Raw genomic sequence first — 22,751 nt, 5'->3', positions numbered from 1 at the left:
GATGCCATGAGTGCGCGCGCCGGCGCTGTGCCGGGAGCAGGGGGCGATTCTCAGGCTGCGTCGCGGCGCTTCAGGTGGACCAGCAGCAGCGAGATCGCCGCGGGAGTGACGCCGCTGACGCGCGCGGCCTGGCCCAGCGTCGCCGGCAGCGAGCGCTTGAGCTTGAGCAGCACTTCCGCCGACAGCCCGCGCACCTTGTCATAGTCGAAGTCGGCCGGGATCGCGGTGTGTTCGTGCCGGCGCTGGCGCTCGATCTCTTCGCGCTGGCGTTCGAGATAGCCGGCGTACTTCACCTGCACCTCGACCTGCGCCGCCACGTCCTGGCGCGCCACCGGCGGGCCGAACCCGGGCACGCCGGCGAGGCTGGCGTAGTCAAGTTCGGGCCGGCGCAGCAGGTCGACCGCGCTGGTTTCGCGGCTGAGCGCGATGCCGAGCTGGCGCTCGAGCGCCGCACCCAGTGCATTGGCCGGCGCGGCGCACAGGCCGCCGAGGCGCTGCAGTTCCCGCTCGACCGCCTCGCGCCTGGCGCGCAGCGCCTCGACGCGTGCCGACGGCACCACGCCCAGCGCGAAACCCTGCTCGGTCAGGCGCAGGTCGGCGTTGTCCTCGCGCAGGTGCAAGCGGTATTCGGCGCGCGAGGTGAACATGCGGTACGGCTCGATGGTGCCGTTGCTGGTGAGGTCGTCGATCAGCACGCCGATGTATGCCTCGTCGCGGCGCGGATACCACGGTGCCTTGCCCTGCACGGCCAGCGCGGCGTTGAGCCCGGCGAGCAGGCCTTGCGCGGCGGCTTCCTCGTAGCCGGTGGTGCCGTTGATCTGGCCGGCGAAGTACAGGCCGGGGATCGCCTTCGTTTCGAGCCAGGGGTGAAGTCCGCGCGGATCGAAGTAGTCGTACTCGATGGCGTAGCCGGGGCGGGTGATGTGGGCGTGCTCGAAGCCGGGGATCGAGTGCACCAGCGCCAGTTGCACGTCGTACGGCAGCGAGGTGGAGATGCCGTTCGGATAGATCTCGAACGTGTCCAGTCCTTCCGGTTCGATGAAGATCTGGTGCGACGGCTTCTCGGCGAAGCGCACCACCTTGTCCTCGATCGACGGACAGTAGCGCGGGCCGACGCCCTCGATCTGGCCGGTGTAAAGCGGCGAGCGGTCCAGCGCGCCGCGGATGATGTCGTGGGTGCGCTCGCTGGTGTGGGTGATCCAGCAGCTGACCTGGTGCGGATGCTCGGCGCGGTTGCCGAGATAGGAGAACACCGGCGCGGGATCGTCGCCGTGCTGTTCTTCCAGCCCGCTGAAGTCGATGCTGCGGCTGTCGATGCGGGGCGGCGTGCCGGTCTTCAGCCGGTCGGCGGCGACCGGCAGCTCGCGCAGCCTTTGCGCCAGCGTGCTGGCCGGCGGATCGCCGGCGCGCCCGCCGGCGTACTGCGCCTGGCCGATGTGGATCTTGCCGGCGAGGAACGTGCCGGCGGTAAGCACCACCGTGCGCGCGTCGAAGGCGAGTCCCATCTGGGTGACCACGCCGCGGACGCGGCCGTTCTCGATGATCAGGTCGTCCACCGCCTGCTGGAACAGTTCGAGGTTCGGCTGGGTTTCCACCATGCGCCGGATCGCCGCCTTGTACAGCGCACGGTCGGCCTGGCAGCGGGTGGCGCGCACGGCCGGGCCCTTCGAGGCGTTCAGCGTGCGCCACTGGATGCCGGCAAGGTCGGCGGCGTGGGCCATGGCACCGCCCAGCGCGTCGATCTCCTTCACCAGGTGGCCCTTGCCGATGCCACCGATGGCGGGGTTGCAGCTCATCTGGCCGATCGTCTCGATGCTGTGGCTGAGCAGCAGGGTGCGCGCGCCGGTGCGCGCGGCGGCCAGCGCGGCCTCGGTGCCGGCGTGGCCGCCGCCGATCACGATGACGTCGTAGCAGGTGGGGTGACGCATGCTGTTGCCCGGAGCGCGCAAAAGTGACAAAAGTGGGCGTCATGGTAACGCGATACGTCTGCCGTCGAAGATTGCCTGAAAGTGGCATGGATCGTGCTTCATCCGGCTTGCACTTTCATGGGCAGACGCTGCGCGAGGATCGCGCGCCGAGGTCGAGCGGACAGGGGTTCGATCGCGTACCGTGAGAGGAAGCAAGACGGCACCTTCGGGTGCCGTCGTCTTTTGTGGCGCCGGTGGATGCGCGATGCGACGCCAGGCCCGGAAACACGAAGCCCCGCGGCATGCGCGGGGCTTCGTGTCATGTAGATCTGGCGCCAGGCGGTCTCAGGAACAGGGGGAATCCAGGATGACCGTATTGCCGGGCGCCAGAAAGCGATGGGAATTCGAAGGTGAAACGTGAGGTTGATCTTCGCCGGAAACGCGTGAACGAAGGGTGACTGAAAGGGGACTTTATGCCGGCTCGCGGCAACAGCTGACGCGGGACGTCAGTGTCGCGGCAGACGCGGCAGGTTGGCTGTGACGGGAATCACACATTGGCACGGGTGATGCTTGTTCATCACTACCCACCCATTGACCCATTCAGGAATTCGCCATGGACATGAACTTCGATTTCCAGCCCGTCTATCCGCATCACGACCTGCTGGTCGAGATCGGCGAGGTGGAGATGGCGATGGACCACCTGAGCGAGTTCGACAACGACGTGCGCGACGACATGCAGCCGGACCTGGAATCGCGCATGCAGAGCCTGCTCGAGGCGCTGGACCACCTGGCCGTCTGAAATGCCGGCTGCCGCCGCGCGGCGTCGATGCCGTGCGCGCCAGGCAGCCGAAGCGATCGGCCGCTGCCCGCATGCGTCGCGCGGATTTCAGTGGTTCAGCACGTTGCCGATGATTTCGCCCAGGTTGCGTGACAGGCCGGCGCTGCCGGCCAGCTCCGCAATCGCCGTCCGCGCCAGCGCACGGCGCCCCGGTTCCAGCCGCTGCCATCCGTTGAACGCCGTGGCCAGGCGCGCTGCCACCTGCGGGTTGAGCGCGTCCAGCGTACCCAGCCGCTCGGTCAGGAACCGATAGCCGGCGCCGTCGGCGCGATGGAATCCGCTGGGGTTGCCGCGCACGAACGAGCCCAGCAGCGACTGCACCCGGTTCGGGTTGTGCAGGGTGAACGCCGGGTCCTTTTCCAGTCGCATCACGCGCGGCAGCGCCGCGTTGCCGGGCAACTGCGCCTGCACCGCAAACCACTTGTCCAGCGCCAGTGCATTGCCGGCATGGCGCTCGCGATAGTCCGCCAGCGCCTGTTCGCCCGCAGCGGACTGGCCGCGCACCAGCACCGCGAGCGCGGCGAGGCGGTCGGTCATGCCCGGCGCGTCGTGGTACTGCGCCGCGGCCAATGGCTGCGCGCGTTCGCTGGCGCAGGCCTCCAGCAACTCCAGCAGGCGGCGGCTGAGTCGACGGCTGGCCTGGCTGGCGGCATCCAGCGCGGTCGAGCGGCGTGCGGCCAGCGTGCGATAGCGCTGCTCCAGCGCGTCGGCGCCGAGCCGTTCGGCCAGCCTGCGTTGCAAGGCCTGGCGCAGCTGGTGGATGCGCTCGGGATCGACCGCGCCTTCGCGTTCGGCCAGTTCGATCTCGCCCGGCGGGGTGAGCAGGTCGGCCAGCAGGGCATCGTCCATGTTGCCGTCGGCGAACAGGCGGGCCAGCGCATCGCCCCAGGCCTGCAACGAGGTGTCGGTGCCGCCGTCGCGCAGGTTCTCGTAGGCGCGTGCGGCCAGCAGCTGGCCCGCTTCCCAGCGGTTGAAACCATCCGGGTCGTGCGCCAGCAGCAGCGCCAGTTCGGCCGGCGTGTAGTCGCATTCCAGGATCACCGGGGCCGAAAAGCCGCGCAGCAGGGATGGCACCGGCGGCGCGTCCACGCCGGTGAACACCAGTGCCTGCTCGGCCTGTTCCAGCACCACCACGCGTTCATTGCCGGCGTCGTTCGCCTCGCCGGCCAGTTGCAGCGGCAGCATGCGGCCGTCGCTCGCGAACAGGGCCAGCTTCACCGGAATCGGCAGCGGCGCGCGGGCCGACTGGCCGGCGACGGCCGCCGCGTGCTGGCCGAGGGTCAACGTGTACTCGCGGCGTGCGGCGTCGTGCTGGCCGTGCGCGCGCAGCCGCGGCGTGCCGCTCTGGCCGTACCAGGCCAGGTACGCCATCAGATCGACGCCGTTGGCTTCGCCCAGCGCGCCGAGGAAATCCTCCAGCGTGGCGGCGCGACCGTCGTTGCGTTCGAAATACAGGTCCATGCCGCGGCGGAAACCATCCGCGCCGAGCCGCCCGGCCAGCATGCGCACCAGCTCGGCGCCTTTCTCGTACACCGTGGCCGTGTAGAAATTGTTGATCTCGCTGTACTGCGCCGGGCGCACCGGATGGGCCAGCGGGCCGGCGTCCTCGGGGAACTGCGCGCGGCGCAGCAGGGCGACGTCCTCGATGCGCTTGAGCGGCGCGGAATTCATGTCGGCCGAAAAGCTCTGCTCGCGGAACACCGTGAGGCCTTCCTTCAGGCTGAGCTGGAACCAGTCGCGGCAGGTGACGCGGTTGCCGCTCCAGTTGTGGAAGTACTCGTGCGCGACGACCGCCTCGACGTGGCGGTACTCGTCGTCGGTGGTGGAGTCCGGATCGGCCAGCAGGTATTTCGCATTGAAGATGTTGAGGCCCTTGTTCTCCATCGCGCCCATGTTGAAATCGTGGGTGGCGACGACGTGGAACACGTCGAGGTCGTAGTTGCGCCCGTAGCGCTGCTCGTCCCAGCGCATGGCGCGTTCCAGCGCGTCCAGCGCATAGCCGCAACGGCCGATCGCGTCGGCCTCGGCCCAGATCTTCAGCTGCACGGCGCGGCCGTCGGCGGTGCGATAGTCGCGCCCGATGCTTTCCAGGTGGCCGGCGACCAACGCGAACAGGTAGCTCGGTTTCGGGTGCGGATCGACGAATCGCGCCCAGTGCCGGCCGTCCTCCAGCTCGCCGGCGCCGGCCGGATTGCCGCCGGCCAGCAGCACCGGGAAACGGGTGCGGTCGGCACGCAGGGTCACGGTGTAGGTCGACAGCACGTCGGGGCGGTCGGGGAAGAAGGTGATGTGGCGAAAGCCCTCGGCCTCGCACTGCGTGAGCAGGAAGCCGCTCTCGCGCGGGCCGGACAGGTACAGGCCCTCCAGTGCGGTGTTGGCGGCCGGGTGCACGCGGACGCGGGTTTCCAGCACGCTGCCGTCGTGCGCGCCGTCGATCTCCAGCACGCTGCCGTCGTAGCGGTACGCCTCGGTATCCAGCTGGCGACCATCGAGCGCGATCGACACCAGTTGCAGGTTCTCGCCATCCAGCCGCAGCGGCAAGGGTTGCGCCGGATCGCGGCGCAGGTGCAGGCGTGCGGCGATTTCGCTGGCGTCGATGCCGAGCTCGACCTCCAGTTCGATCGACTCGACGCGCCAGGCGGGCGGCTGGTAATCGCGCAGCCGGATCACCGGACCGGCTTGCTGGGGAAGTGCGTGCATGAGCGGAACAACGTGGGTGGGGGATGGATCAGGCTAACATGGGCAAGTTCAACCGCAGGAGAATCCGGTGACTGCTTCCGGCTCGACCCGCTACGGCGTGGAGCGTTCCTGGCTGGGCACGCAGCCCGTCATGGCGTTGCACGATCACGCGGGAAACCGCCACGTGCGCGTGGCCTTGCATGGCGCCGCCCTGCTCGGTTTCGAGGTGCCTTTCGGCGACGGCCTGCACGACCTGGCCGACGGCTACCACGATGCCGACGAGGTGCAGCGCCGCCCGGGCTCGCGCTTCGCGATCATGGTGCCCTTCGCCGGTCGCGTTGCCGATGCGCGCTACCGCTTCGACGGCGTGGCGCAGGATCTCGATCCCGGCGTGACCGGCAGCGAACGGGCCAGCCGTCACGGCTTCGTGCGCGATGCGTTGTTCGAGATCGAGAAACTGGCCGCCACCGATACCGCCGCCAGCGTGCGGTTGACCACCGCGGCGATTCGTCCGCGCCCGGGCTACCCGCACGCGATCGACCTGGCGGTCGAGTTCACCCTGGATGATGCCGGGCTCGGCCTGGACGCGTGCATGAAGAACGTCGGCGACACTCTCGCCCCGTGCTTCTTCGGCTGGCATCCGTACTTCCGGCTGCCTGGCGGTGGCCTGGTCGACGACTGGCCGCTGCAGATTCCCGCGCAGACGCTGATCCGCACCGGCGCCGACCTGATCGCACTGCCCGGCGCCGCCGCCTACGTCGCGCTCGACGATGCGCCGGCGCTGGATTTCCGCGAGCCACGGCAGATCGGCGACAGCATCCTCGACCAGGGCTACACCGACCTCGAAGCCGATGCCGACGGCCGCATCCGCACCCGCCTGGGCGATCCGTCGCACGGCTTCGCGCTCGCGCTGTGGCAGGAGCGCGGCGTGATGCACGCGTTCACCGCCGACACGGTGGCGCGCGACGTGCGCCGCGCGGTCGCGCTGGAGCCCATGGAATGCATGGCCGATGCGTTCAACCGGCCCGAGTGCTCCGACGCGATCGCGCTGGCGCCCGGCGCCACGCGCCATTTCCGTTGCGGCATCGAGGTCGTCGGCGCATGAGCCATTCCATCGAAGAGCTTCCCGAGCTGGCGCAGGTTCGCGCCGCGGCCACGCGCATCGCGCCGCATGCGCGAGTGACGCCGGTGATGTGCAGCCCGGCGCTGGATGCGCTGAGCGGCGCCAGACTCTATTTCAAGTGCGAGCACCTGCAGCGCGGCGGTGCGTTCAAGTTCCGCGGTGCCTGCAACGCGGTGTGGTCGCTGGATGAGGAGCAGGCCGCGCGCGGCGTGGTCACCCATTCCTCCGGCAACCACGGCAACGCGCTGGCGCTGGCCGCGGCCACCCGCGGCATCGCCGCCCACGTGGTGGTACCCGAGGGCGCGGTGCGCGCCAAGCTCGCGGCGATCGAACGCGCCGGTGCCACCCTGCACCGCTGCGCGCCGACCCAGGCGGCGCGCGAGGCGATGTGCGAGGAGGTGCGCCGCGCCACGGGTGCGGAGCTGGTGCATCCCTATGCCGACAGCCGGGTCATCGCCGGACAGGGGACGGTCGCGCTGGAGCTGTTGCAGCAGATTCCCGAACTGGATGCGTTGATCACCCCGGTCGGCGGCGGCGGGCTGGCCGGCGGCATGGCGATCGCCGCGCACGGCATCGACCCGGCACTGGCGCTGTTCGGCGCCGAGCCGCTCGGCGCCGACGACGCGGCGCAGTCGATGGCGCACGGCGAGCGCGTCACCACGGTGGTGCCGGACACGGTCTGCGACGGCCTGCGCGCGCTGGTCGGCGAACGCAACCTCGACGCGTTGCGCGCACACCATGTCGAGATCATCACCGTCAGCGACGCCGAGACGATCGCGGCGATGCAACTGCTGTGGTCTGAACTGAAGCAGGTGGTGGAAGTCTCCAGCGCCACCGTGCTGGCGGCGATCCTGCAGCAACCGGCGCGCTTCGCCGGTCGCCGCGTCGGCGTGGTCATCACCGGCGGCAACGTCGACCTGCAGGCCTTGCCGTGGAGCTGGAAGTGAGTGGAGAGGAGCGAGAAGTGAGAGAGAGCGGCAGGATCGCCGCGCCCTGCTGTTCTCTCACTTCTTACTCCTCTTCACTCACTCCTGAGCCTTGCGCCCCAGCCCGCTGACCGCGAGCAGGCCCAGCAGCACGAACGCGATGCCGGTGGCTTCCAGTGACGACGGCTGCTCGTGCAACAGCCACCAGGCCAGCAGCACGCTGAGCACGGGCACGCCGAGGCTGGACACGCTGGCCACCGTAGTCGGCAGCCGCTGCAACACGATCGACCACAGCCACCAGGCCGCCGCCGACGCCAGTACCGCGCTGTAGGCGAGACCGCCGATGAAGGCCCAGTTCCACACCAGCGGTCGCTGCGGCATCACCAGCGCAAGTAACCCCAGCACCACGCCGCCAGCCAGCATCTGCCAGGCAGTGAGGCTGAGCACGTCCGGCGCGTGGCGCTGGAACAGGCGTTTGCTGAGCACGGTGCCGGTGGCCCAGGCGAGTCCACCGAGAATGGCCAGCACGGTGCTCGCGGCGCTGCCCATCGGCCGCCAGGGTTCGATGATGCACAGCAGGCCGATGGCCGCCAGCGCCAGGCCGAGCCAGTGCCGCGGCGTCGGCCGGTCGCCCAGCAGCAGCCACGCCAGCAGCACTGCCCAGAACGGCATGGTGTAGGCGAGCAGGGCCACGTGGCCGGCACCGCCGTCGAGCAGCGCCCACTGCTCCAGGCCCTGGAAAGCGGCGGTCTGGCACAGTCCGATCAGGATCGTCGGGCCCAGCGGCGGCGGCCGCAGCGAGCGTCCCGACAGCAGCAAGGCCACGAACAGCACCCCCGCGCCAAGCAGGTAGCGCAGCGCCGCGAAATCGAACGGGCCGGCCCAGGCCAGCACCTGTTTCATCACGATCCAGCTGTAGGCCCACAGCACGATGGTGACGAGCATGGCCAGCACGGCGCCGCGCTGGGGTGACGGGGAAGGCGGCATCGACATGGGGCCAAAAGAGGGGCGACAAGTGTAATGGCCTCCGTTACGGTTGGCGGATCGACAGCCACATGAAGTCGCCATGAGCAAACGCGCCGAACCCACCCGCTGCCACTGGGCCGCCGCCGACGACGCGCTGATGTGCGCCTACCACGACACCGAATGGGGCGTGCCGCTGCATGACGACCGCGGCCTGTTCGAGTTTCTCTGCCTGGAAGGAGCCCAGGCCGGTCTGTCCTGGCGCACCGTGCTGGCCAAGCGCGCGCATTACCGCAAGCTGTTCCACGATTTCGAGATTCCCCGCGTCGCCGCGATGAGCGACCGCGAACTGGAGAAGGTGCTGCTCGACCCGGGCATCATCCGCAACCGGCTGAAGGTGTACTCGACCCGCGACAACGCGCGCGCCGCGCAGCAGGCGATCGCCGAGTTTGGCAGTCTGGACGGCTATCTGTGGTCCTTCGTCGATGGCCGCACCGTCGTCAACCGCTGGCGCGAACCTGCCGAGGTGCCGGCCAGCACGCCGCTGTCCGACCACATGAGCAAGGCGCTGAAGAGGCGCGGCTTCCGCTTCGTCGGCAGCACCATCTGCTATTCGCTGATGCAGGCCACCGGGATGATCGACGATCACCTGGTGGGCTGCTTCCGGCACTGCGGGGCGCGCTAGCCGCCGCAGAAACTTTCGTTCGGCGCCGAATGCGGGCGCGCACGATGGCGAAATGCGCAGTCGCTCACACAATCGCGTGAAAGAGGGGCCGGCAGCGTTCAGCACGCGAAATGCATGCTGAACAAGTCAGCGGTGCGCGCTTGTGCGTCGCGCGCACACGAACTGAAGATGCGCGAGCAGGTGTCGGCGGCATGCGGATCGACCTTGGCCAGGGGGCGGGGTTCGGGCAGGGAATGCAGCATGTCGTCTCCTCCCGCAGGCATTCCGCCATCGCAGCATTGCCCAGGAGCCACTTCATGAAATCCCGCCATCTCAAATCCACGCTGCTTTGCGCCGCGGTGCTGGGCGCGTTGTCGCTCGCGCCGGCCATGGCGCAAACCGCTCCGCCGCCTGACGCCCCCGTGTCGGCCAGCGCCAACGGCCAGGAGTCGACCCGGCTAAGCACCGAATTCGCTGCATTCGCCGGTTCGGATGCCAATGCGCAGGCACTGGTCGCCGGGTTGCGCGACGGCAGCGCCATCGCGCTCGACGACGTGATCACGAACGCCGATGGCACCACCACCACGACCACCACCACGTTCACGCCGGCCACCGGCCAGATGGGCTACGGCAACGTGAAGATCGCGCTGTCGCTGGCCGAAGCCAGCCTGGCGCAGGCGGGCATCACCGAGCCGACCGCCGCCGAGATCGAGGCCGCGCTGAACGGCGGCACCATGGTGCTGGCCGACGGCACCAGCATTGATCTCGACGGCGTGCTGGCGGCACGCGCCGCCGGCGAAGGCTGGGGCCAGATCGCCAACAGCATGGGCTTCAAGCTGGGTGACGTGATGCGTTCGCCGAAGGCAACCGGCAGCGCTTCGGCCAGCGCGCATGGGCATGTCGACGTTTCGGTGGCCAAGGTCGAGTTCGGCAAGAGCCACATGGGCGACCATCCGACGGCGGCCGATCACCCGGGCAAGCCCGATACCGCCGGCAAGCCGGACATCGCGAACAGGCCCGCTCTGCCGGAACGCCCGCAGCGCCCCGAGCGCCCGCAGATTCCGGATCATCCCACCCACGTCGGCCGCCCGGGCGGCTGAGTCCGCGGTTCGCCTTACGTGCTTCTCCGCGCAGGCCCGGCAGACGCCTGGCCTGCGCAGTTCCCTGTCAGCAAGGATACTTTTCATGCGCAACGCACAACACTGGATGGTCGCCGGCGGACTGCTGCTGATCGGCGCGCCGGCAGCGCACGCCGCCACCGCGGACGGCGGCCAGTTCAGCCTCTCTGCCGGTGCCGACTACAGCAGCGGCAAATACGGCACCGACACCACCACCGACATCTGGTCGGTGCCGCTGACCGCGGCGTACCAAAGCGACCGCTGGACGTTGAAGCTCACCGTGCCGTATATCCACGTCAGTGGTGCGGGCAACGTGATCCCCGGCGTGGGCAAGGTCAACAACGGCAACCCCATTGGCCGCGGCCTCGGCCACATCATCGGCGGTGGCGGCTCCGGCGGTTCCGGTGGCAGTGCGGCGACGTCCAGCGGCTCCGCCTCGGGCCTGGGTGACGTCACCGCGTCGGCCGGCTACCAGTTGTTCACCAGCACCGACCGCACGGCCGGCCTGGATCTCACCGGCAAGGTGAAGTTCGGCACCGCCGACGAGAACAAGGGGCTGGGCACCGGCAAGAATGACTACGGCCTGTCGCTGGACGCCTACAAGGTCAGCGGCGCGTGGACCGCGTTCGGCGGCGTGGGCTGGACCAAATACGGCAGCTCGCAGTACATCCAGCTGCAGAACGGCTTCAACGCGAACATCGGTGCCGACTACAAGGTCGGTGCCAGCGACAACGTCGGCGCCTACTACTACTACCGCGAGCGGATCGCCGACACCGGCGCCGCGCAGAGCGAGCTCGCCGGCTATTGGAACCACAAGTTCAATCCGAACCTGCGCCTGCAGGCCTATGCGCTGGCCGGCTTCACCGACGGCAGTCCGGATTACGGCGTGGGCGCATCGGTCAAGTACAGCTTCTGATCGAAGCGGCGCCGCGCGCGAGCGTGCGCGGCGCCGGCTGCGCGAGGTTCAGTCCGGCAGCGCCAGCACGCAGTCGTCCGCGCCGTAGCTGCGGCAGCACACGGCGAAGATCGACAGCTCGCGACGGTCCAGCACCGGCGCCAGCAGGCCCTCCAGGAAACCGCTGAAGAAGATGCAGCCGGAGTGGCCGGGTTCGCCGCACAGCGGGCTGTGGCGAATGTGCAGCTGGCTGCCGTCCTGTTCCACCTCTACCAGCGCGCGCAGTGCCGGCACGCCCCGTTGCGCGATCGCCTGCTCCAGGTCGAGCCGCCCGCCCGCCGTCGGTTCGCGCTGGGCGAGCCATGCACCGGTGCGCCGGCCCGCCAGCGCCAGCGTGGGTTCGCGCGCCGCCTCGGCGACCGCGCGATCCAGCTGCTGCAGCCGCGGCATGATTTGCGGGTACTCGGTGGCCAGTTTCGCCAGCAGCTTGTCGATGGCCTCCTGGTCGGGTTCGAGCGGGACCAGCTCCACGAACGGCGCCTCCGCCACCACGGCGGGCGCAGGCGCCACCGGAGCCGGCGCCGGGGGCGGCAGGATGAATTCGAGATCCGGCTCGGGCGTCGGCCGCGCGGCGACCGCAGGCGGGGGCGCGGGTGCCGCCGTCGGCGTGACCAGCCTGACCGGCGCGACCTCGTCGAAAGCGGGGACAGCCGGCGCCGTCGCAGCCGCGGGCCTGGTCGGCGCCGTCGGCGGGGCCGCCTCCGGTGCCGGTGGCGCCACTGGAAGGACGGGCGGAACGTACGCCGACGGCGCGCGCGAGGCGGCGAAGTGCGCGCGTTCCTCGCCCTCGGTGACCGGTTCCAGTTCGAAACTGATGATGCGCTCGTGGGCATCCAGCGCCGCCGCCAGCGCGCGCTTTTTTCGCGGCGGCCCGCGCACCACCATGGTCAGCAGGATGCCGTGCGGGTCCTGGACCAGTCGCTGCCGCTGCAGGCTGAAACCGCTGGCCAGCACCAGCCGGCCCACTTCCATCAACAGGCCCTCGCGTCGTTCCGACAAGGCCTGGATTTCCAGCTCGATCATCAGGCCCCCCTGTATGCGTTGCTGGTCCACCGAGTTGTGGCCGATACCATGATCGCATCCGGCGCGAAAAAGCGTGCGCTGGTTGTTGAATCCGCGAAGTCAGCGCTGCATCGGCGCCCCCGGGGCATGTTTCATGCTTCGTCTTTCTGACGCCGCGAGCCGCGCAGCTTGTCGATCGAGAAGCTGGCGATCTCCATGCCGCCCACGCGTCGCGGCTGCCCCACCGGCGGGCCCCATGCATGCGCGCTGACCACCTCCCAGGTGGCCGGGATGCGGCCGTCCACGCGCATCGTTTCGTAGGCGGCCAGCATGCGCCGGTAGCGCGACTTGCCGGTCAGTCCGCGCTCGCGCTGGCGGTCGGCATTGGTGGCGCCCAGGCCTTGCAGCTCTTCCAGCAACTTGCGCGGCTCGCTGTAGGTCAGGGTGTAGCGGAACACGTCCAGCACCGGGTCGCGCAGGCCGGCGGCGAGCATCGCGTCGCCCACGTCGTGCATGTCCAGGAAGCGGCTCACGTGGGCGCGCTCATCCGCCGCGGCCCACGCGGCGCGCAGCTCCATCAGGGTGTCGGGGCCGAAGCTGGAGAACGCCATCAGCCCGCCGGGCTTGAGCACGCGCATGCATTCGCCGAACAGCGCGGGCAGGTCGTCGATCCACTGGAAGCAGAGGTTCGAATGCAGCACGTCCACGCTGTGGTCGGCCAGCGGCAGCGCGCATGCCTCGGCGCAGACGCGGTCGAACGGCCGGCGCCAGCTGCTGTGCTGTTTCGCCACGCGCAGCATCGGTAGCGCCAGGTCGAACGCGATCACCTCGGCCTTGGGATAGCGCCGCTTGAGCGCGGCGGTGCCGCGGCCGGTGCCGGCGCCGATGTCGACCACCCGCTGCGGCGTGTCGAGGTAGAACGAGAGCCGCTCCAGCAGGTGCGTCTGCACTTCGCGTTGCAGCGCATCGTGCTTCTCGTAGGTGGTCGCCGCACCGGCGAAATTGCGTCGCAGTTGGCGTCGGTCGAGTTGGAACTCACTCATGGGCAAGGCTCGCGCTGGCCCGGCCACCGTGCCGGGCGAACAAGGGTTGCAGCGCCGCGACCACCGCGGCGGCATGGCTGAAGAACGGCGCGTGGCCGGCCTGGGCGATCTCGTGGCTGTCGCCGCCGCACTGGCTCGCCGACCAGGTCATCGCCTGCGGTGGCACCAGCCGGTCGCGGCGCCCGGCGATCCAGGCGCTGGGTACCGCCAGGTCGGGCAGGGCGGCGCGGCGGTCGCTGTCGTGCAGGATGCGGATGCCCTCCTGCAGCACGCGCGCGTCCGGTTCGCCGCGGGCGAACACCAGCTCGCGCAGATGGCGCAGCTCGCCGCGCGGGTCGGCGCTGCCCATCGCCTCCAGCGCCAGGAAGCGCTCGATGGTGGCGTGGTAATCGGTTTCCAGGTCACTGGCCAGTTGCTGCACCAGCGCCGGATCGCTGCCGTGCGGCCAGCCGGCGTCGCGCACGAATTTCGGTGTGGCGCACAGCATCGCCAGGCCATGCGCCTGATGCGGCAGGTCCAGCGCCGCGGTCAGCGCGATCAGCCCGCCCAGCGACCAGCCGAGCCAGAGCGCCGGCGGCGTGGCGGCGGCGATCGCGGCGGCGCAGGCGTGCGGTTCCAGCGGCAGGCCGCAGTCGCGCGAACGGCCGTGGCCGGGCAGGTCGACCACGTACATCGTGCACTGCGCTTGCAGCGCCTCGACCAGCGGCGCCAGCACGCCGCCGTGCATTGCCCAGCCGTGCAGCAGCACCAGCGGCAGCGGGCCATGGCCGGCTTTCTCGATGAACAGGCTCATGCGCCCGCCTCCTGCGGAAGCGGAAGCAAATCGGCGCCCACGGCGCCGCGTCCGTCGAACACGAAGCAGCCGCCCTGCCAGTGCGCGCCGTCGGTGAGTTCCAGGTATTTCAGGATGCCGCCTTCGAGCTGGTGCACGTGTTCGATGCCCAGTTCCTGCATGTAGATCGCGGCCTTCTCGCAGCGGATGCCGCCGGTGCAGTACGGCACCACGGTCTTGCCGGCGTAGCGTGTGCGGTCGGCGGCGAGCGCGGCGGGGAAGTCGGTGAAGCGGGCGATGCGATAGTCCACTGCCTGCGCAAAAGCGCCGGCGTCGGTCTCGTAGTCGTTGCGGGTGTCGAGCATCACCACCTCGCGGCCGGCGTCGTCGCGACCCTGGTCCAGCCAGCGCTTGAGCGTTGTCGCATCCACGCCGGGCGCGCGGCCCTCGGCGGGGCGCAGCGCGGGCAGGCGCAGGGTGATGATCTCGCGCTTGAGCCGCACGCGCAGGCGGCCGAAGGGCACGGTGTCGGACAACGATTGCTTCGCTTCCAGCGCGGCAAAGCGCGCGTCCTCGCGCAGCCAGGCCATGAAGGCGTCGGTGGCCGCGCGGGTGCCGGCGAGAAACAGGTTGATGCCCTCGTGTGCCAGCAGCACGGTGCCCTTGAGCGCCAGCGTCTCGGCGCGTTCGCGCACGCGCTCGCGCAGCGCGGACAGGTCGTCCAGCGCGACGAAGCGGTAGGCGGCGATATTGACGACGTTCATGGGGGAAAAGGCACAAGACAACGTGTCATTATACGGGGCCGCTCGCGCGCGGTTCCTGCGGCAGATCAGCCAGCGCGTCGAGCAGCCGGTCCACCTGGGCCTCTTCGTGCGCCGCGGACAAGGTGATGCGCAGCCGCGCCTGGCCAGCGGGCACGGTCGGCGGGCGGATCGCGACGACCAGCAGGCCGCGCCGTTCCAGCGCCTGCGCAGCCTGCAAGGCCGCCCGGGCGTCGCCCAGCCGCAACGGCTGGATCGCGCTCGCCGAGTCCATCAGCGGCAGGCCGAGCTGCGCGGCGCCGGCGCGGAAACGGGCGATCAGCGCGGCAAGCTTGTGGCGCCGCCAGGTTTCGCTCTGTGCCAGCCGCACTGCTTCCAGCGCGGCTCCGGCCAGCGCCGGCGGCATCGCGGTGGTGTAGATGTACGGCCGCGCGAACTGGATCAGCCCCTCGATCAGCGCCGCCGGGCCGGCCACGAACGCGCCGCTGCAGCCGAGTGCCTTGCCCAGCGTGGCCATCAGCAGCGGCACCTCGTGCTGGTCCAGCTTCGCCGCGCTGAGGCTGCCGGCGCCGTCGTCGCCGAGCACGCCCAGGCCGTGCGCGTCGTCGACCATCAGGGTGGCGTGCTCGCGGGCGCACTGCTGCGCCAGCGCGCGCAGCGGTGCGACGTCGCCGTCCATGCTGAACACGCCGTCGGTGGCCAGCAGCGCGGCCGCTTCGGGGCTGGCCGCCAGCTGGCGCGCGGCGGCGGCCACGTCGGCATGCGGATAGCGCTTCAGTTCCGCGCCGCTGAGCTTCGCGCCATCGAGCAGGCAGGCATGGTTGAGCTTGTCCTGCACGCACACGTCGCCGCGCGAGAGCAGCGCCTGCAGCACGCCGAGGTTGGCCATGTAGCCGGTGGAGAACAGCAGCGCGCGCTCGCGCCCGGTCCATGCGGCCAGCGCTTCTTCCAGTTGCGCGTGCGTGCGGCGGTGGCCGCAGATCAGATGTGCCGAGGTGCTGCCGACGCCTTGTTCGCCCGCCGCGCGGGCGAGCGCGGCAACCAGTGACGGGTGCTGCGCCAGGCCGAGGTAATCGTTGCTGCAGAACGAGAGCAGGCGCCGGCCGCCACTGTTCAGCCACGGGCCGTCGGCGTGCTCGATCACGTGCAGGCGGCGGCGCAGATTGGCGCGTTCGCGTTCGGCCGTCTGGACGGCCAGTCGCTGGAGGAGGTCGGGGCGGGGCATGGCTCAGTGCACTGCGCAGGGCGAGGAGCACCCCCTCCCGACCTCGCCCTGCGATGCAGGGGGAGGAGGCAAACGTGTGCCGCACGCCTTGCTCCCTCCCCTGCTTGCCCCAAAGGGACTTCCTGCGGCCGCAGGGGAGGGCCGGGGTGGGGCGCTGCTATGCCGCCGCACTGCAGCCGCAGCCGTGCCCGCAGCTGGCGTTTTCGCCGATGTCCGCATGCACGGTCTCCGCATTCTCGACCACCTCCATCGGATGCAGGTCGAGCCGGCGGAACAGCGCGCGGTCGGCCTCCACGTCGGGGTTGCCGGTGGTCAGCAGTTTCTCGCCGTAGAAGATCGAGCCGGCGCCGGCGAAGAAGCACAGTGCCTGCACCGCATCGTCCATCTGCTGGCGGCCGGCGGACAGGCGCACGATCGACAGCGGCATCAGGATGCGCGCCACCGCGATCGTGCGCACGAACTCGAACGGGTCCAGCGGTTCGGCGTTGGCCAGCGGCGTGCCCGGCACCGGCACCAGCTGGTTGATCGGCACCGAGTGCGGGTGCTCGGGCAGGTTGGCCAGTGCCTGCAGCAGGCCGGCGCGCTGCTCGCGCGTCTCGCCCATGCCGACGATGCCGCCGCAGCAGGTTTTCAGGCCGGCGTCGCGTACCTGTTCCAGCGTGGTGAGGCGATCCTGGTATTCGCGAGTGTGGATGATCTCGCCGTAGAACTCCGGCGCGGTGTCGAGGTTGTGGTTGTAGTAGTCGAGGCCGGCGTCCTTGAGCTGCTGCGCGTGGCCGTCGCCGAGCAGGCCCAGGGTGGCGCAGGTTTCCAGGCCCAGGTCCTTCACCGCGCGCACGATCGCGGCGACCTTGGGGATGTCGCGGTCCTTCGGCCCGCGCCACGCCGCGCCCATGCAGAAGCGGCTGGCGCCGGCGTCGCGGGCGGCCCTGGCGCGCGCCAGCACCTCGTCGACCTCAAGCAGTTTTTGCGGCAGCACGCCGGTGTCGTAACGCTGCGCCTGCGGGCAGTACGCGCAGTCCTCGGGACAACCGCCGGTCTTGATCGACAGCAGGGTCGACACCTGCACCGCGTTCGGATCGTGGTGTTCGCGATGCACGCCGTGCGCGCGATGCAGCAGGTCGTTGAACGGCAGCGCGAACAGCGCGGCGACCTCGTCGCGGCTCCAGTCGTGGCGGATGGCAGCGGGCATGGCGGGCTCCTGGGTCAGAGGCCGCGCAGTGTGGGCGGCGTACGCCGCTTCGTCAACCTTGGTAACTGTGTTTCAGGTTGACAAAGCGGCGGGTGCCCGCGTTGCTACTTGCTGCCGTCGCGCACGGCCTTCACCTGCTCCGCGGTCACCGGCTTGGCCTGGTTGCCCCAGGAGGTGCGCTCGTGGTTGGCGATGTCGGCGATGTCCGCGTCGTTGAGGGTGGCGGCGAACGGCGGCATCGCGCTGGGGTAGCTGACGCCGTCGATGGCCACGCCCTGCAGGCCGTGCAGCATCACGTCCAGATGCTTGGTGGGGTCGGCATCCAGCACCGCCGGGTTGCCCTTGAGCGGCGGGAACGCACCGGGCAGGCCCAGCCCCGTGGGCTGGTGGCAGGCGGCGCAGTAGGTCGCGTAGAGCTGCGCGCCGTGCGCGGGATCGAACGTGTACGGGCCGGTGGCGGCCGGTGGCGGCGCGGCGTTCGCATCTACCGGTGCCTTGGTGATCTGCGGCTTGGCAAGCGCCTCGCCTGGCGTGGCGATCTCCAGGATGCCCTGCGCGCCGAGCACGGCGTGCGCCATCGAGTGATCTACGAACGGATAGTGGCCCGCCTCGTCCAGGGTGAGGTCGAACACCGCGCCCTCGCCCGGCCCCACCGAGTAGGTGGAGACACCGTCGATGGCCTGCGCCGGATTGCCGCCGGGATAGACCTTGTCGAAGATCGCGCCGATCACGTGGAACGCGCTCCACAGGTTCGGACCGGCGTTCACCACATACAGGCGAACCAGGTCGCCCGGTTTGGCGGTCAGTGGATGCTGTGCGTACTGGAACGCGGCGCCGTTGAACACGACTTCATCCGGGCGGATCTGCTGCATCTTCTCGTAGCTGCCCGCCATCAGCGTGCCGGAGACCTGCTGGGTGTACCACTCGCCCTGCACCAGCACGTAGCTCTCGGCCGCCGGCGGCAGCGGCTCGGCCGGGTCGACGATGATCGCGCCGTACATGCCGTTGCCGATGTGCAGCAGCACCGGCGGCGTGCCGCAGTGGTAGAGGAAGGCGCCGGGCACCTTGGCCACGAACGAGAACTTGATCGACTCGCCCGGCATGATGTCCACGTAGTGCAGGCTCGGCGGCGTGATCGCCGAGTGGAAGTCGATCGAGTGCTGCATGGTGCCGCGGTTGGTGAGGGTGACGTTCACCGTCTGCCCCTGGCGCACGTGGATCACCGGGCCGGGCACGGTCTTGCCGAAGGTCCAGGCCTGGTACTGCACGCCGCTGGCGATCTCCACGGTGTCGTCGCTGGAGGTGATGTTCACCTCCACGCTGTCGCCCGGTTGCAGCGGCGGCAGGCGCGCGTCGCGGGCCTGCTTGATCGGCTGGTTGGAGGCCAGCGACAGCGGCGTCACCGCGGCGGCGGCGGCGGCGGGGCTGGCGCTGCGCACGTTCAATGCGCTGTGCAGGCCGGCCAGCAGCAGCGCCACCAGCAGCAACACGCCGGCCAGCGCCGGTCCCTGCACGCGCCACGACACCGGCCGCACCTGTTCCAGCGGAACCCGCGTGTTCCATTCGGAGAACCGCCGCCAGCGCGGCCAGCGGCTCTCGATCAGGTAGTCCAGGCTGTACGGGCTGGGGCCGGCGCGCAGGTTGATCACGATCAACGCGGCAAAGATCAGCACGAAGCTGATCGCCGCGCCGATGTTGTTGGCGCCCACCGAATACGGCCCGCCGAAACCCTCGGCCGTGCTCCAGATCAGCAGGCTGAACAGGATGCCGACGACGTAGGTGATCTTGCGCGCGAAACCCAGCAGCAGGGCCAGCGCCAGCAGCGTCTCGGCGATCCGCGTGGCCCACACGAACAAGCCCGCGTGCGGCGTGACCACCGCGATCCACATGTCGAACCACCACGCCGACCACGCCGGCTGGCCGGTGGCGGCATTGTGCAAGTAGCCGACGTAGTGGTCGGCGAAGCCGTCGGTCCAGGTCAGCGCGGCGCTCACCGCCCAGATCACGCCGAAGGCCACCCGCAGCGCGGTGCCGGCGATCGCGGGCCAGGTCGATGGAGCAGGGTGGTCGTCGTGGATCGAGCTCATGCGAATCTCCAGGTTTTCGATGGGCGAAGTGCAGGCGTGGCAGGGCGCGCCACGGTTGGTGATCGAGTGTAGACCGCAGGTGCACTGCGCGCGACCCGCGGTTGCCGCTACCATCGGTCGAGGCGGGGACGGGGGAGACCATGCACAAGACCAGTCTGCTGCAATCCTGGCCAGCGCTGCAGCGATGGCTGCTGCCGCTGCGCTGTCTGTTGTGCGGCGCGCCGGGCCACGGCGGCATGGACCTGTGCGCGGATTGCGCCGCCGAGATGCCGCGCAACCGCAATTGCTGCGCACGCTGCGCCTTGCCGCTGGCGACCGCGGCGACGTTGTGCGGCGAATGCCAGCAGCACGCGCCGCCATGGGACGCGGCATGGGCGCCGTTCCGCTACGGCTGGCCGCTGGACCGGCTGGAATCGCGCTTCAAGTTCGGCCGCGACCTCGCCGCCGGCCGCGTGTTGTCCGGCCTGTGGCAGAACGAGCCACGGGTGATCGAGCGGCCTTCGCTGCTGATTACCGTACCGCTGCATCGCAGCCGGCTGCGCCAGCGCGGCTACAACCAGGCGCTGGAGCTGGCCCGGCCGCTGGCGCGTGCGCTGGGGGTGCCGCTGCGCCACGACGTGCTGCAGCGCTCGCGGCGCACCGAGGCGCAAACCGAACTGGACGCGGTCGACCGTCGCCGCAACGTGCGCGACGCGTTCGCGCTGTGTCCCGGGCTGGCGCCGCCTGCGCACGTGGCGATCCTCGACGACGTGATGACCACCGGCGCCACGCTGGCCGAATGCGCCGGCGTGCTCAAGCGCGTCGGCGTGCCGCGGGTGGATGTCTGGGCGCTGGCGCGCGCGCCCTTGAGGCGGGAGTGAGTGGAGAGGAGTGAGAAGTGGGAGAAAGCATCGTCTCGCCACGCTCACTTCTCACTCCTCTCCACTCACTCCTCGCTATTTCACCGCCAGCGCCAACACGATGCCCACCCACAAGGTCAGGCCCAGCCAGTTGTTGTGGCGAAAGGCGGCCAGGCAGGCGTCGCGCCCGCGCTTGCGGATCAGCCACAGCTGGTAGCCGAACAGGCCGACGACGGCGAGCAGGGCCAGCCAGTACGGCCAGCCCAGGCCGGCACGCTGGCCGACGAACAGCAGGGCCAGCAGCAGGGTACCCATCAGCATGCCGAGGATCGGCACATCGGCATCGCCGAACAGGATCGCTGTGGATTTCACGCCGACCTTGAGGTCGTCGTCGCGGTCGACCATCGCGTACTCGGTGTCGTAGATCACCGACCACAGGATGTTGCCGAGGAACAGCAGCCAGCCCAGCGGCGGCACCGTGTGCGTCACTGCGGCGAACGCCATCGGGATCGACCAGCCGAACGCCGCGCCCAGCACCACCTGCGGCAGGTAGGTCCAGCGCTTGGTGAACGGGTAGATCGCCGCCAGCACGGCACCGGCGAAGGCCAGCTTGATCGTCAGCGCATCGGTGAACAGCACCAGCACGAAGGCGACTGCCAGCAGCACGGCGAACACCACCAGCGCCTCGCGCGGCGTCACCCGCCCGGCGGCGATCGGTCGCCCGGCCGTGCGCGCCACCTGCGGGTCGAGCTTGCGGTCGGCGTAGTCGTTGATCGCGCAGCCGGCCGCGCGCATCGCGAACACGCCCAGGGTGAAGATGATCAGCGGCTTCCACGGCGGGAAATCGCCGGCGGCCAGCCACAGCGCCCACCAGGTCGGCCACAGCAGCAGCAACGCGCCGATCGGCCGATCCATGCGGGTCAGCACCAGGTAGTCGCGTGCCTTTTCGCGGTGGCGTGCCGGCAGTTTCCGCAGCAGCCAGTCGAGCACGCGGGTGGCGCGGGTGGAGCTGTCCGCGGGGCGCGAGACGGCGGGCCTGGCGGCGGTCTTGGTTGCCGCCGGTCGCGCGCGCGGTCGCGCGACCGGCGCGGGTGCGCCGGTCTTGCGGGGCTTGCGTTTGCGCGGAGGCGTGGCCATCGCCCGGAAGTTTAGCGTGCGTCGCGCGGGCGCAGCGCCAAGCCCGTCACTTGGCGGACGGCTCCGGCGCGGGCGAGCGTTCGAAGCTGCCGGCGAAGCCGGGGAACACCACCGGGCTTTCGTAGCCGTCGGCCGAGACGGCCGACACCCCGAAGAACCAGTCGTCGATCACCACGTCGGCCAGCACGGCCTGGTCGACATCGCCGACCGCGCGCACGTACTGCCATTGCGACGCGGTGGTGTCGCGCCAGTGCACGCGGTAACCGGCGGCGCCGGGCACCTTGTGCCAGCTCACCGTGGTGTCGGTGGCCAGCGCGCCCTTGATCTCGACCTGCGTCGGCGGCGCCGGCGCGCGGCTCAGGCTGGCCATGGTGATGGCGTTGAGCGCGGTGACCCGTGCCAGGTAGCGGAAGTCGACGCCGTCGATGCTGTCGCCGTAATCGATGCCGCCTTCCTTGCGCAGGTCCTGGTGCTGGCGGGTGTAGTTCTCGTGCGCCTCGCTGACCCGCACGGCCGGATAGCCGGCCTGCAGGAACGGCACCTGGTCGCCGCCGCGGCCGAAGCGGTCGGTGCGGTAGATCATGCGCACGTCGAAATCGGGCAGGTACTGATCGGCAAGGCGGTCGATGTAGCGCGCCAGGTTGCGGGAGGGCGAATCCACCTCGCCGCCGTGGTAGCGGCGGTAGTCGGCCTGAGCCTGGCTTTCGTTGGTCTTGGTGCCCTCGGAGAACACCCGCACGGTGGTGTTGCCGATCACGCCGTTCTGGCCGTGGCTGTTGCCGACGATGTCGTTGTTGAGCTCGGCCTCCACCTTCCAGTCGTGCGCCACCGCGTAGTCGGCCAGCACCTTGCCGCCGTACAGGCCCTGCTCCTCGCCGGACAGCGCGGCGAACACCAGGGTGGCGCGGTTGTCCTGCCTGGACAGCAGCCGCGCGGCCTCGATCAGCGCCGCCACGCCGGAGGCGTCGTCGTTGGCGCCGGGGGCGTCGCTGGTGGTGTCCATCACGTCGGTGACGCGCGAGTCGAGGTGGCCGGTGATCACGATGACGCGCTGCGGGTCCGTGCTGCCGCGCTTGATCGCCACCACGTCCATCACCTCGGTCGGCGTGGGTGCGCGCTTGCCGGTGAACATCTGCGAGGGCGTGACGACCTCGATGCAGCCGCCGCAGTCCTTCGAGATCGCCTCGAAGCGCGACTTCACCCAGCGTCTCGCGGCACCGATGCCGCGGGTGTCGGACTTGGTGTCGGACAGGGTGTGGCGGGTGCCGAAGCCGACCAGGCGGGTGATCGTCATGCGCAGTTCGACCTGGCTCGGGGCATCGGCCAGCGCGTGCAGCGACGGTTGTTCGCGCGGTACCGCGGGCAGGCTGGTTGCCGCGACAGCGGGTACGCAGGCAAGCGCGAGCAGGGCACACGGCAGGATCAGGCGGCGCATCGGCGGGTTCCTCGGCGGGGAAAACTCCGACCATACAACCTCTGCGCCGATGCGCGCCGCAAAAAAAAGGCCCGTCCGTTGCCGG

20 protein-coding genes are annotated in these 22,751 nt (G+C 70.0%); 7 read left to right on the top strand and 13 right to left on the bottom strand.

The genetic code is table 11. The annotated features are described in order from the left end of the window. Positions 1 to 50: 50 nt before the first annotated feature. Complete coding sequence (mnmG, locus tag ACVCMC_RS12575; RefSeq protein ID WP_447097521.1) at positions 51 to 1,928, bottom strand: tRNA uridine-5-carboxymethylaminomethyl(34) synthesis enzyme MnmG; 1,878 nt, start codon at positions 1,926 to 1,928, stop codon at positions 51 to 53. A 592-nt stretch (positions 1,929 to 2,520) separates the two neighbouring features. Here mnmG and ACVCMC_RS12570 point away from each other — a divergent pair. Further along, the gene (locus tag ACVCMC_RS12570; RefSeq protein WP_395121002.1) at positions 2,521 to 2,706 is read left to right on the top strand and encodes a hypothetical protein; all 186 of its coding nucleotides are present in this window, start codon (positions 2,521 to 2,523) and stop codon (positions 2,704 to 2,706) included. A gap of 87 nt (positions 2,707 to 2,793) precedes the next feature. On the opposite strand, the gene pepN is transcribed toward ACVCMC_RS12570, so the two are convergent. Then, on the bottom strand, positions 2,794 to 5,445 hold the full coding sequence (pepN, locus tag ACVCMC_RS12565) for an aminopeptidase N (RefSeq protein ID WP_447097520.1): 2,652 nt from the start codon (positions 5,443 to 5,445) through the stop codon (positions 2,794 to 2,796). A 130-nt stretch (positions 5,446 to 5,575) separates the two neighbouring features. Here pepN and ACVCMC_RS12560 point away from each other — a divergent pair, with 130 nt between their 5' ends. Both ACVCMC_RS12560 and ACVCMC_RS12555 read left to right on the top strand, forming a co-directional pair. Continuing rightward, a complete protein-coding gene (locus tag ACVCMC_RS12560; protein ID WP_447099497.1) occupies positions 5,576 to 6,529 on the top strand; it encodes an aldose epimerase family protein in 954 nt (317 codons plus the stop codon). Further along, complete coding sequence (locus ACVCMC_RS12555; protein WP_447097519.1) at positions 6,526 to 7,494, top strand: pyridoxal-phosphate dependent enzyme; 969 nt, start codon at positions 6,526 to 6,528, stop codon at positions 7,492 to 7,494. The genes ACVCMC_RS12560 and ACVCMC_RS12555 overlap by 4 nt, the downstream gene beginning before the upstream one ends. 78 nt (positions 7,495 to 7,572) lie before the next feature. On the opposite strand, the gene ACVCMC_RS12550 is transcribed toward ACVCMC_RS12555, so the two are convergent. Next, complete coding sequence (locus ACVCMC_RS12550) at positions 7,573 to 8,418, bottom strand: DMT family transporter (RefSeq protein ID WP_447097518.1); 846 nt, start codon at positions 8,416 to 8,418, stop codon at positions 7,573 to 7,575. A 121-nt stretch (positions 8,419 to 8,539) separates the two neighbouring features. Between ACVCMC_RS12550 and ACVCMC_RS12545 the strand changes: the two genes are divergently transcribed. Further along, positions 8,540 to 9,121, top strand: coding sequence for a DNA-3-methyladenine glycosylase I (locus tag ACVCMC_RS12545; RefSeq protein ID WP_447097517.1), 582 nt, complete (start codon positions 8,540 to 8,542; stop codon positions 9,119 to 9,121). A gap of 98 nt (positions 9,122 to 9,219) precedes the next feature. Here the strand turns inward: ACVCMC_RS12545 and ACVCMC_RS12540 are convergent, their stop codons facing one another. Next, positions 9,220 to 9,363, bottom strand: a complete 144-nt coding sequence (locus tag ACVCMC_RS12540) for a hypothetical protein (RefSeq protein ID WP_395121008.1) — start codon at positions 9,361 to 9,363, stop codon at positions 9,220 to 9,222. Positions 9,364 to 9,417: 54 nt separating this feature from the next. On the opposite strand from ACVCMC_RS12540, the gene ACVCMC_RS12535 reads away from it, so the two are divergent. After that, a complete protein-coding gene (locus ACVCMC_RS12535) occupies positions 9,418 to 10,200 on the top strand; it encodes a hypothetical protein (protein WP_447097516.1) in 783 nt (260 codons plus the stop codon). 85 nt (positions 10,201 to 10,285) lie between these two features. Beyond that, a complete protein-coding gene (locus tag ACVCMC_RS12530; protein ID WP_447097515.1) occupies positions 10,286 to 11,134 on the top strand; it encodes a transporter in 849 nt (282 codons plus the stop codon). 48 nt (positions 11,135 to 11,182) lie between these two features. Here the strand turns inward: ACVCMC_RS12530 and ACVCMC_RS12525 are convergent, their stop codons facing one another. The 7 genes from ACVCMC_RS12525 to ACVCMC_RS12495 form a co-directional block, all read right to left on the bottom strand. Beyond that, on the bottom strand, positions 11,183 to 12,196 hold the full coding sequence (locus ACVCMC_RS12525; protein ID WP_447097514.1) for a hypothetical protein: 1,014 nt from the start codon (positions 12,194 to 12,196) through the stop codon (positions 11,183 to 11,185). A 131-nt stretch (positions 12,197 to 12,327) separates the two neighbouring features. Then, complete coding sequence (gene bioC / locus ACVCMC_RS12520) at positions 12,328 to 13,218, bottom strand: malonyl-ACP O-methyltransferase BioC (RefSeq protein ID WP_447097513.1); 891 nt, start codon at positions 13,216 to 13,218, stop codon at positions 12,328 to 12,330. Continuing rightward, positions 13,211 to 14,011 (bottom strand): pimeloyl-ACP methyl ester esterase BioH, encoded by an 801-nt coding sequence (bioH, locus tag ACVCMC_RS12515; RefSeq protein ID WP_395121013.1) that lies wholly within the window; start codon positions 14,009 to 14,011, stop codon positions 13,211 to 13,213. The genes bioC and bioH overlap by 8 nt, the downstream gene beginning before the upstream one ends. Beyond that, on the bottom strand, positions 14,008 to 14,754 hold the full coding sequence (locus ACVCMC_RS12510) for a sulfurtransferase (RefSeq protein ID WP_447097512.1): 747 nt from the start codon (positions 14,752 to 14,754) through the stop codon (positions 14,008 to 14,010). Before ACVCMC_RS12510 ends, bioH begins: the two co-directional genes overlap by 4 nt. A gap of 28 nt (positions 14,755 to 14,782) precedes the next feature. Next, complete coding sequence (bioF, locus tag ACVCMC_RS12505) at positions 14,783 to 15,976, bottom strand: 8-amino-7-oxononanoate synthase (protein ID WP_447097511.1); 1,194 nt, start codon at positions 15,974 to 15,976, stop codon at positions 14,783 to 14,785. A 157-nt stretch (positions 15,977 to 16,133) separates the two neighbouring features. Next, positions 16,134 to 17,168, bottom strand: a complete 1,035-nt coding sequence (bioB, locus tag ACVCMC_RS12500; protein ID WP_447097510.1) for a biotin synthase BioB — start codon at positions 17,166 to 17,168, stop codon at positions 16,134 to 16,136. Between the two features lie 104 nt (positions 17,169 to 17,272). Further along, positions 17,273 to 19,255, bottom strand: coding sequence for a multicopper oxidase domain-containing protein (locus tag ACVCMC_RS12495; RefSeq protein WP_447097509.1), 1,983 nt, complete (start codon positions 19,253 to 19,255; stop codon positions 17,273 to 17,275). A gap of 140 nt (positions 19,256 to 19,395) precedes the next feature. Between ACVCMC_RS12495 and ACVCMC_RS12490 the strand changes: the two genes are divergently transcribed. Further along, entirely contained in the window at positions 19,396 to 20,115 is a 720-nt protein-coding gene (locus ACVCMC_RS12490) for a ComF family protein (RefSeq protein WP_447097508.1), read from the top strand. A gap of 75 nt (positions 20,116 to 20,190) precedes the next feature. Here the strand turns inward: ACVCMC_RS12490 and ubiA are convergent, their stop codons facing one another. Together ubiA and ACVCMC_RS12480 are read right to left on the bottom strand one after the other, a co-directional pair. Further along, on the bottom strand, positions 20,191 to 21,084 hold the full coding sequence (gene ubiA / locus ACVCMC_RS12485; RefSeq protein ID WP_447099496.1) for a 4-hydroxybenzoate octaprenyltransferase: 894 nt from the start codon (positions 21,082 to 21,084) through the stop codon (positions 20,191 to 20,193). 193 nt (positions 21,085 to 21,277) lie between these two features. Continuing rightward, positions 21,278 to 22,666 (bottom strand): M28 family metallopeptidase, encoded by a 1,389-nt coding sequence (locus ACVCMC_RS12480; protein WP_447097507.1) that lies wholly within the window; start codon positions 22,664 to 22,666, stop codon positions 21,278 to 21,280. Positions 22,667 to 22,751: the final 85 nt, after the last annotated feature.

Source organism: Rhodanobacter sp. UC4452_H20 (assembly GCF_052978205.1).
The sequence above is the reverse complement of the archived record's forward strand: the minus strand, read 5'-3'. Positions and strand labels throughout refer to the sequence as shown.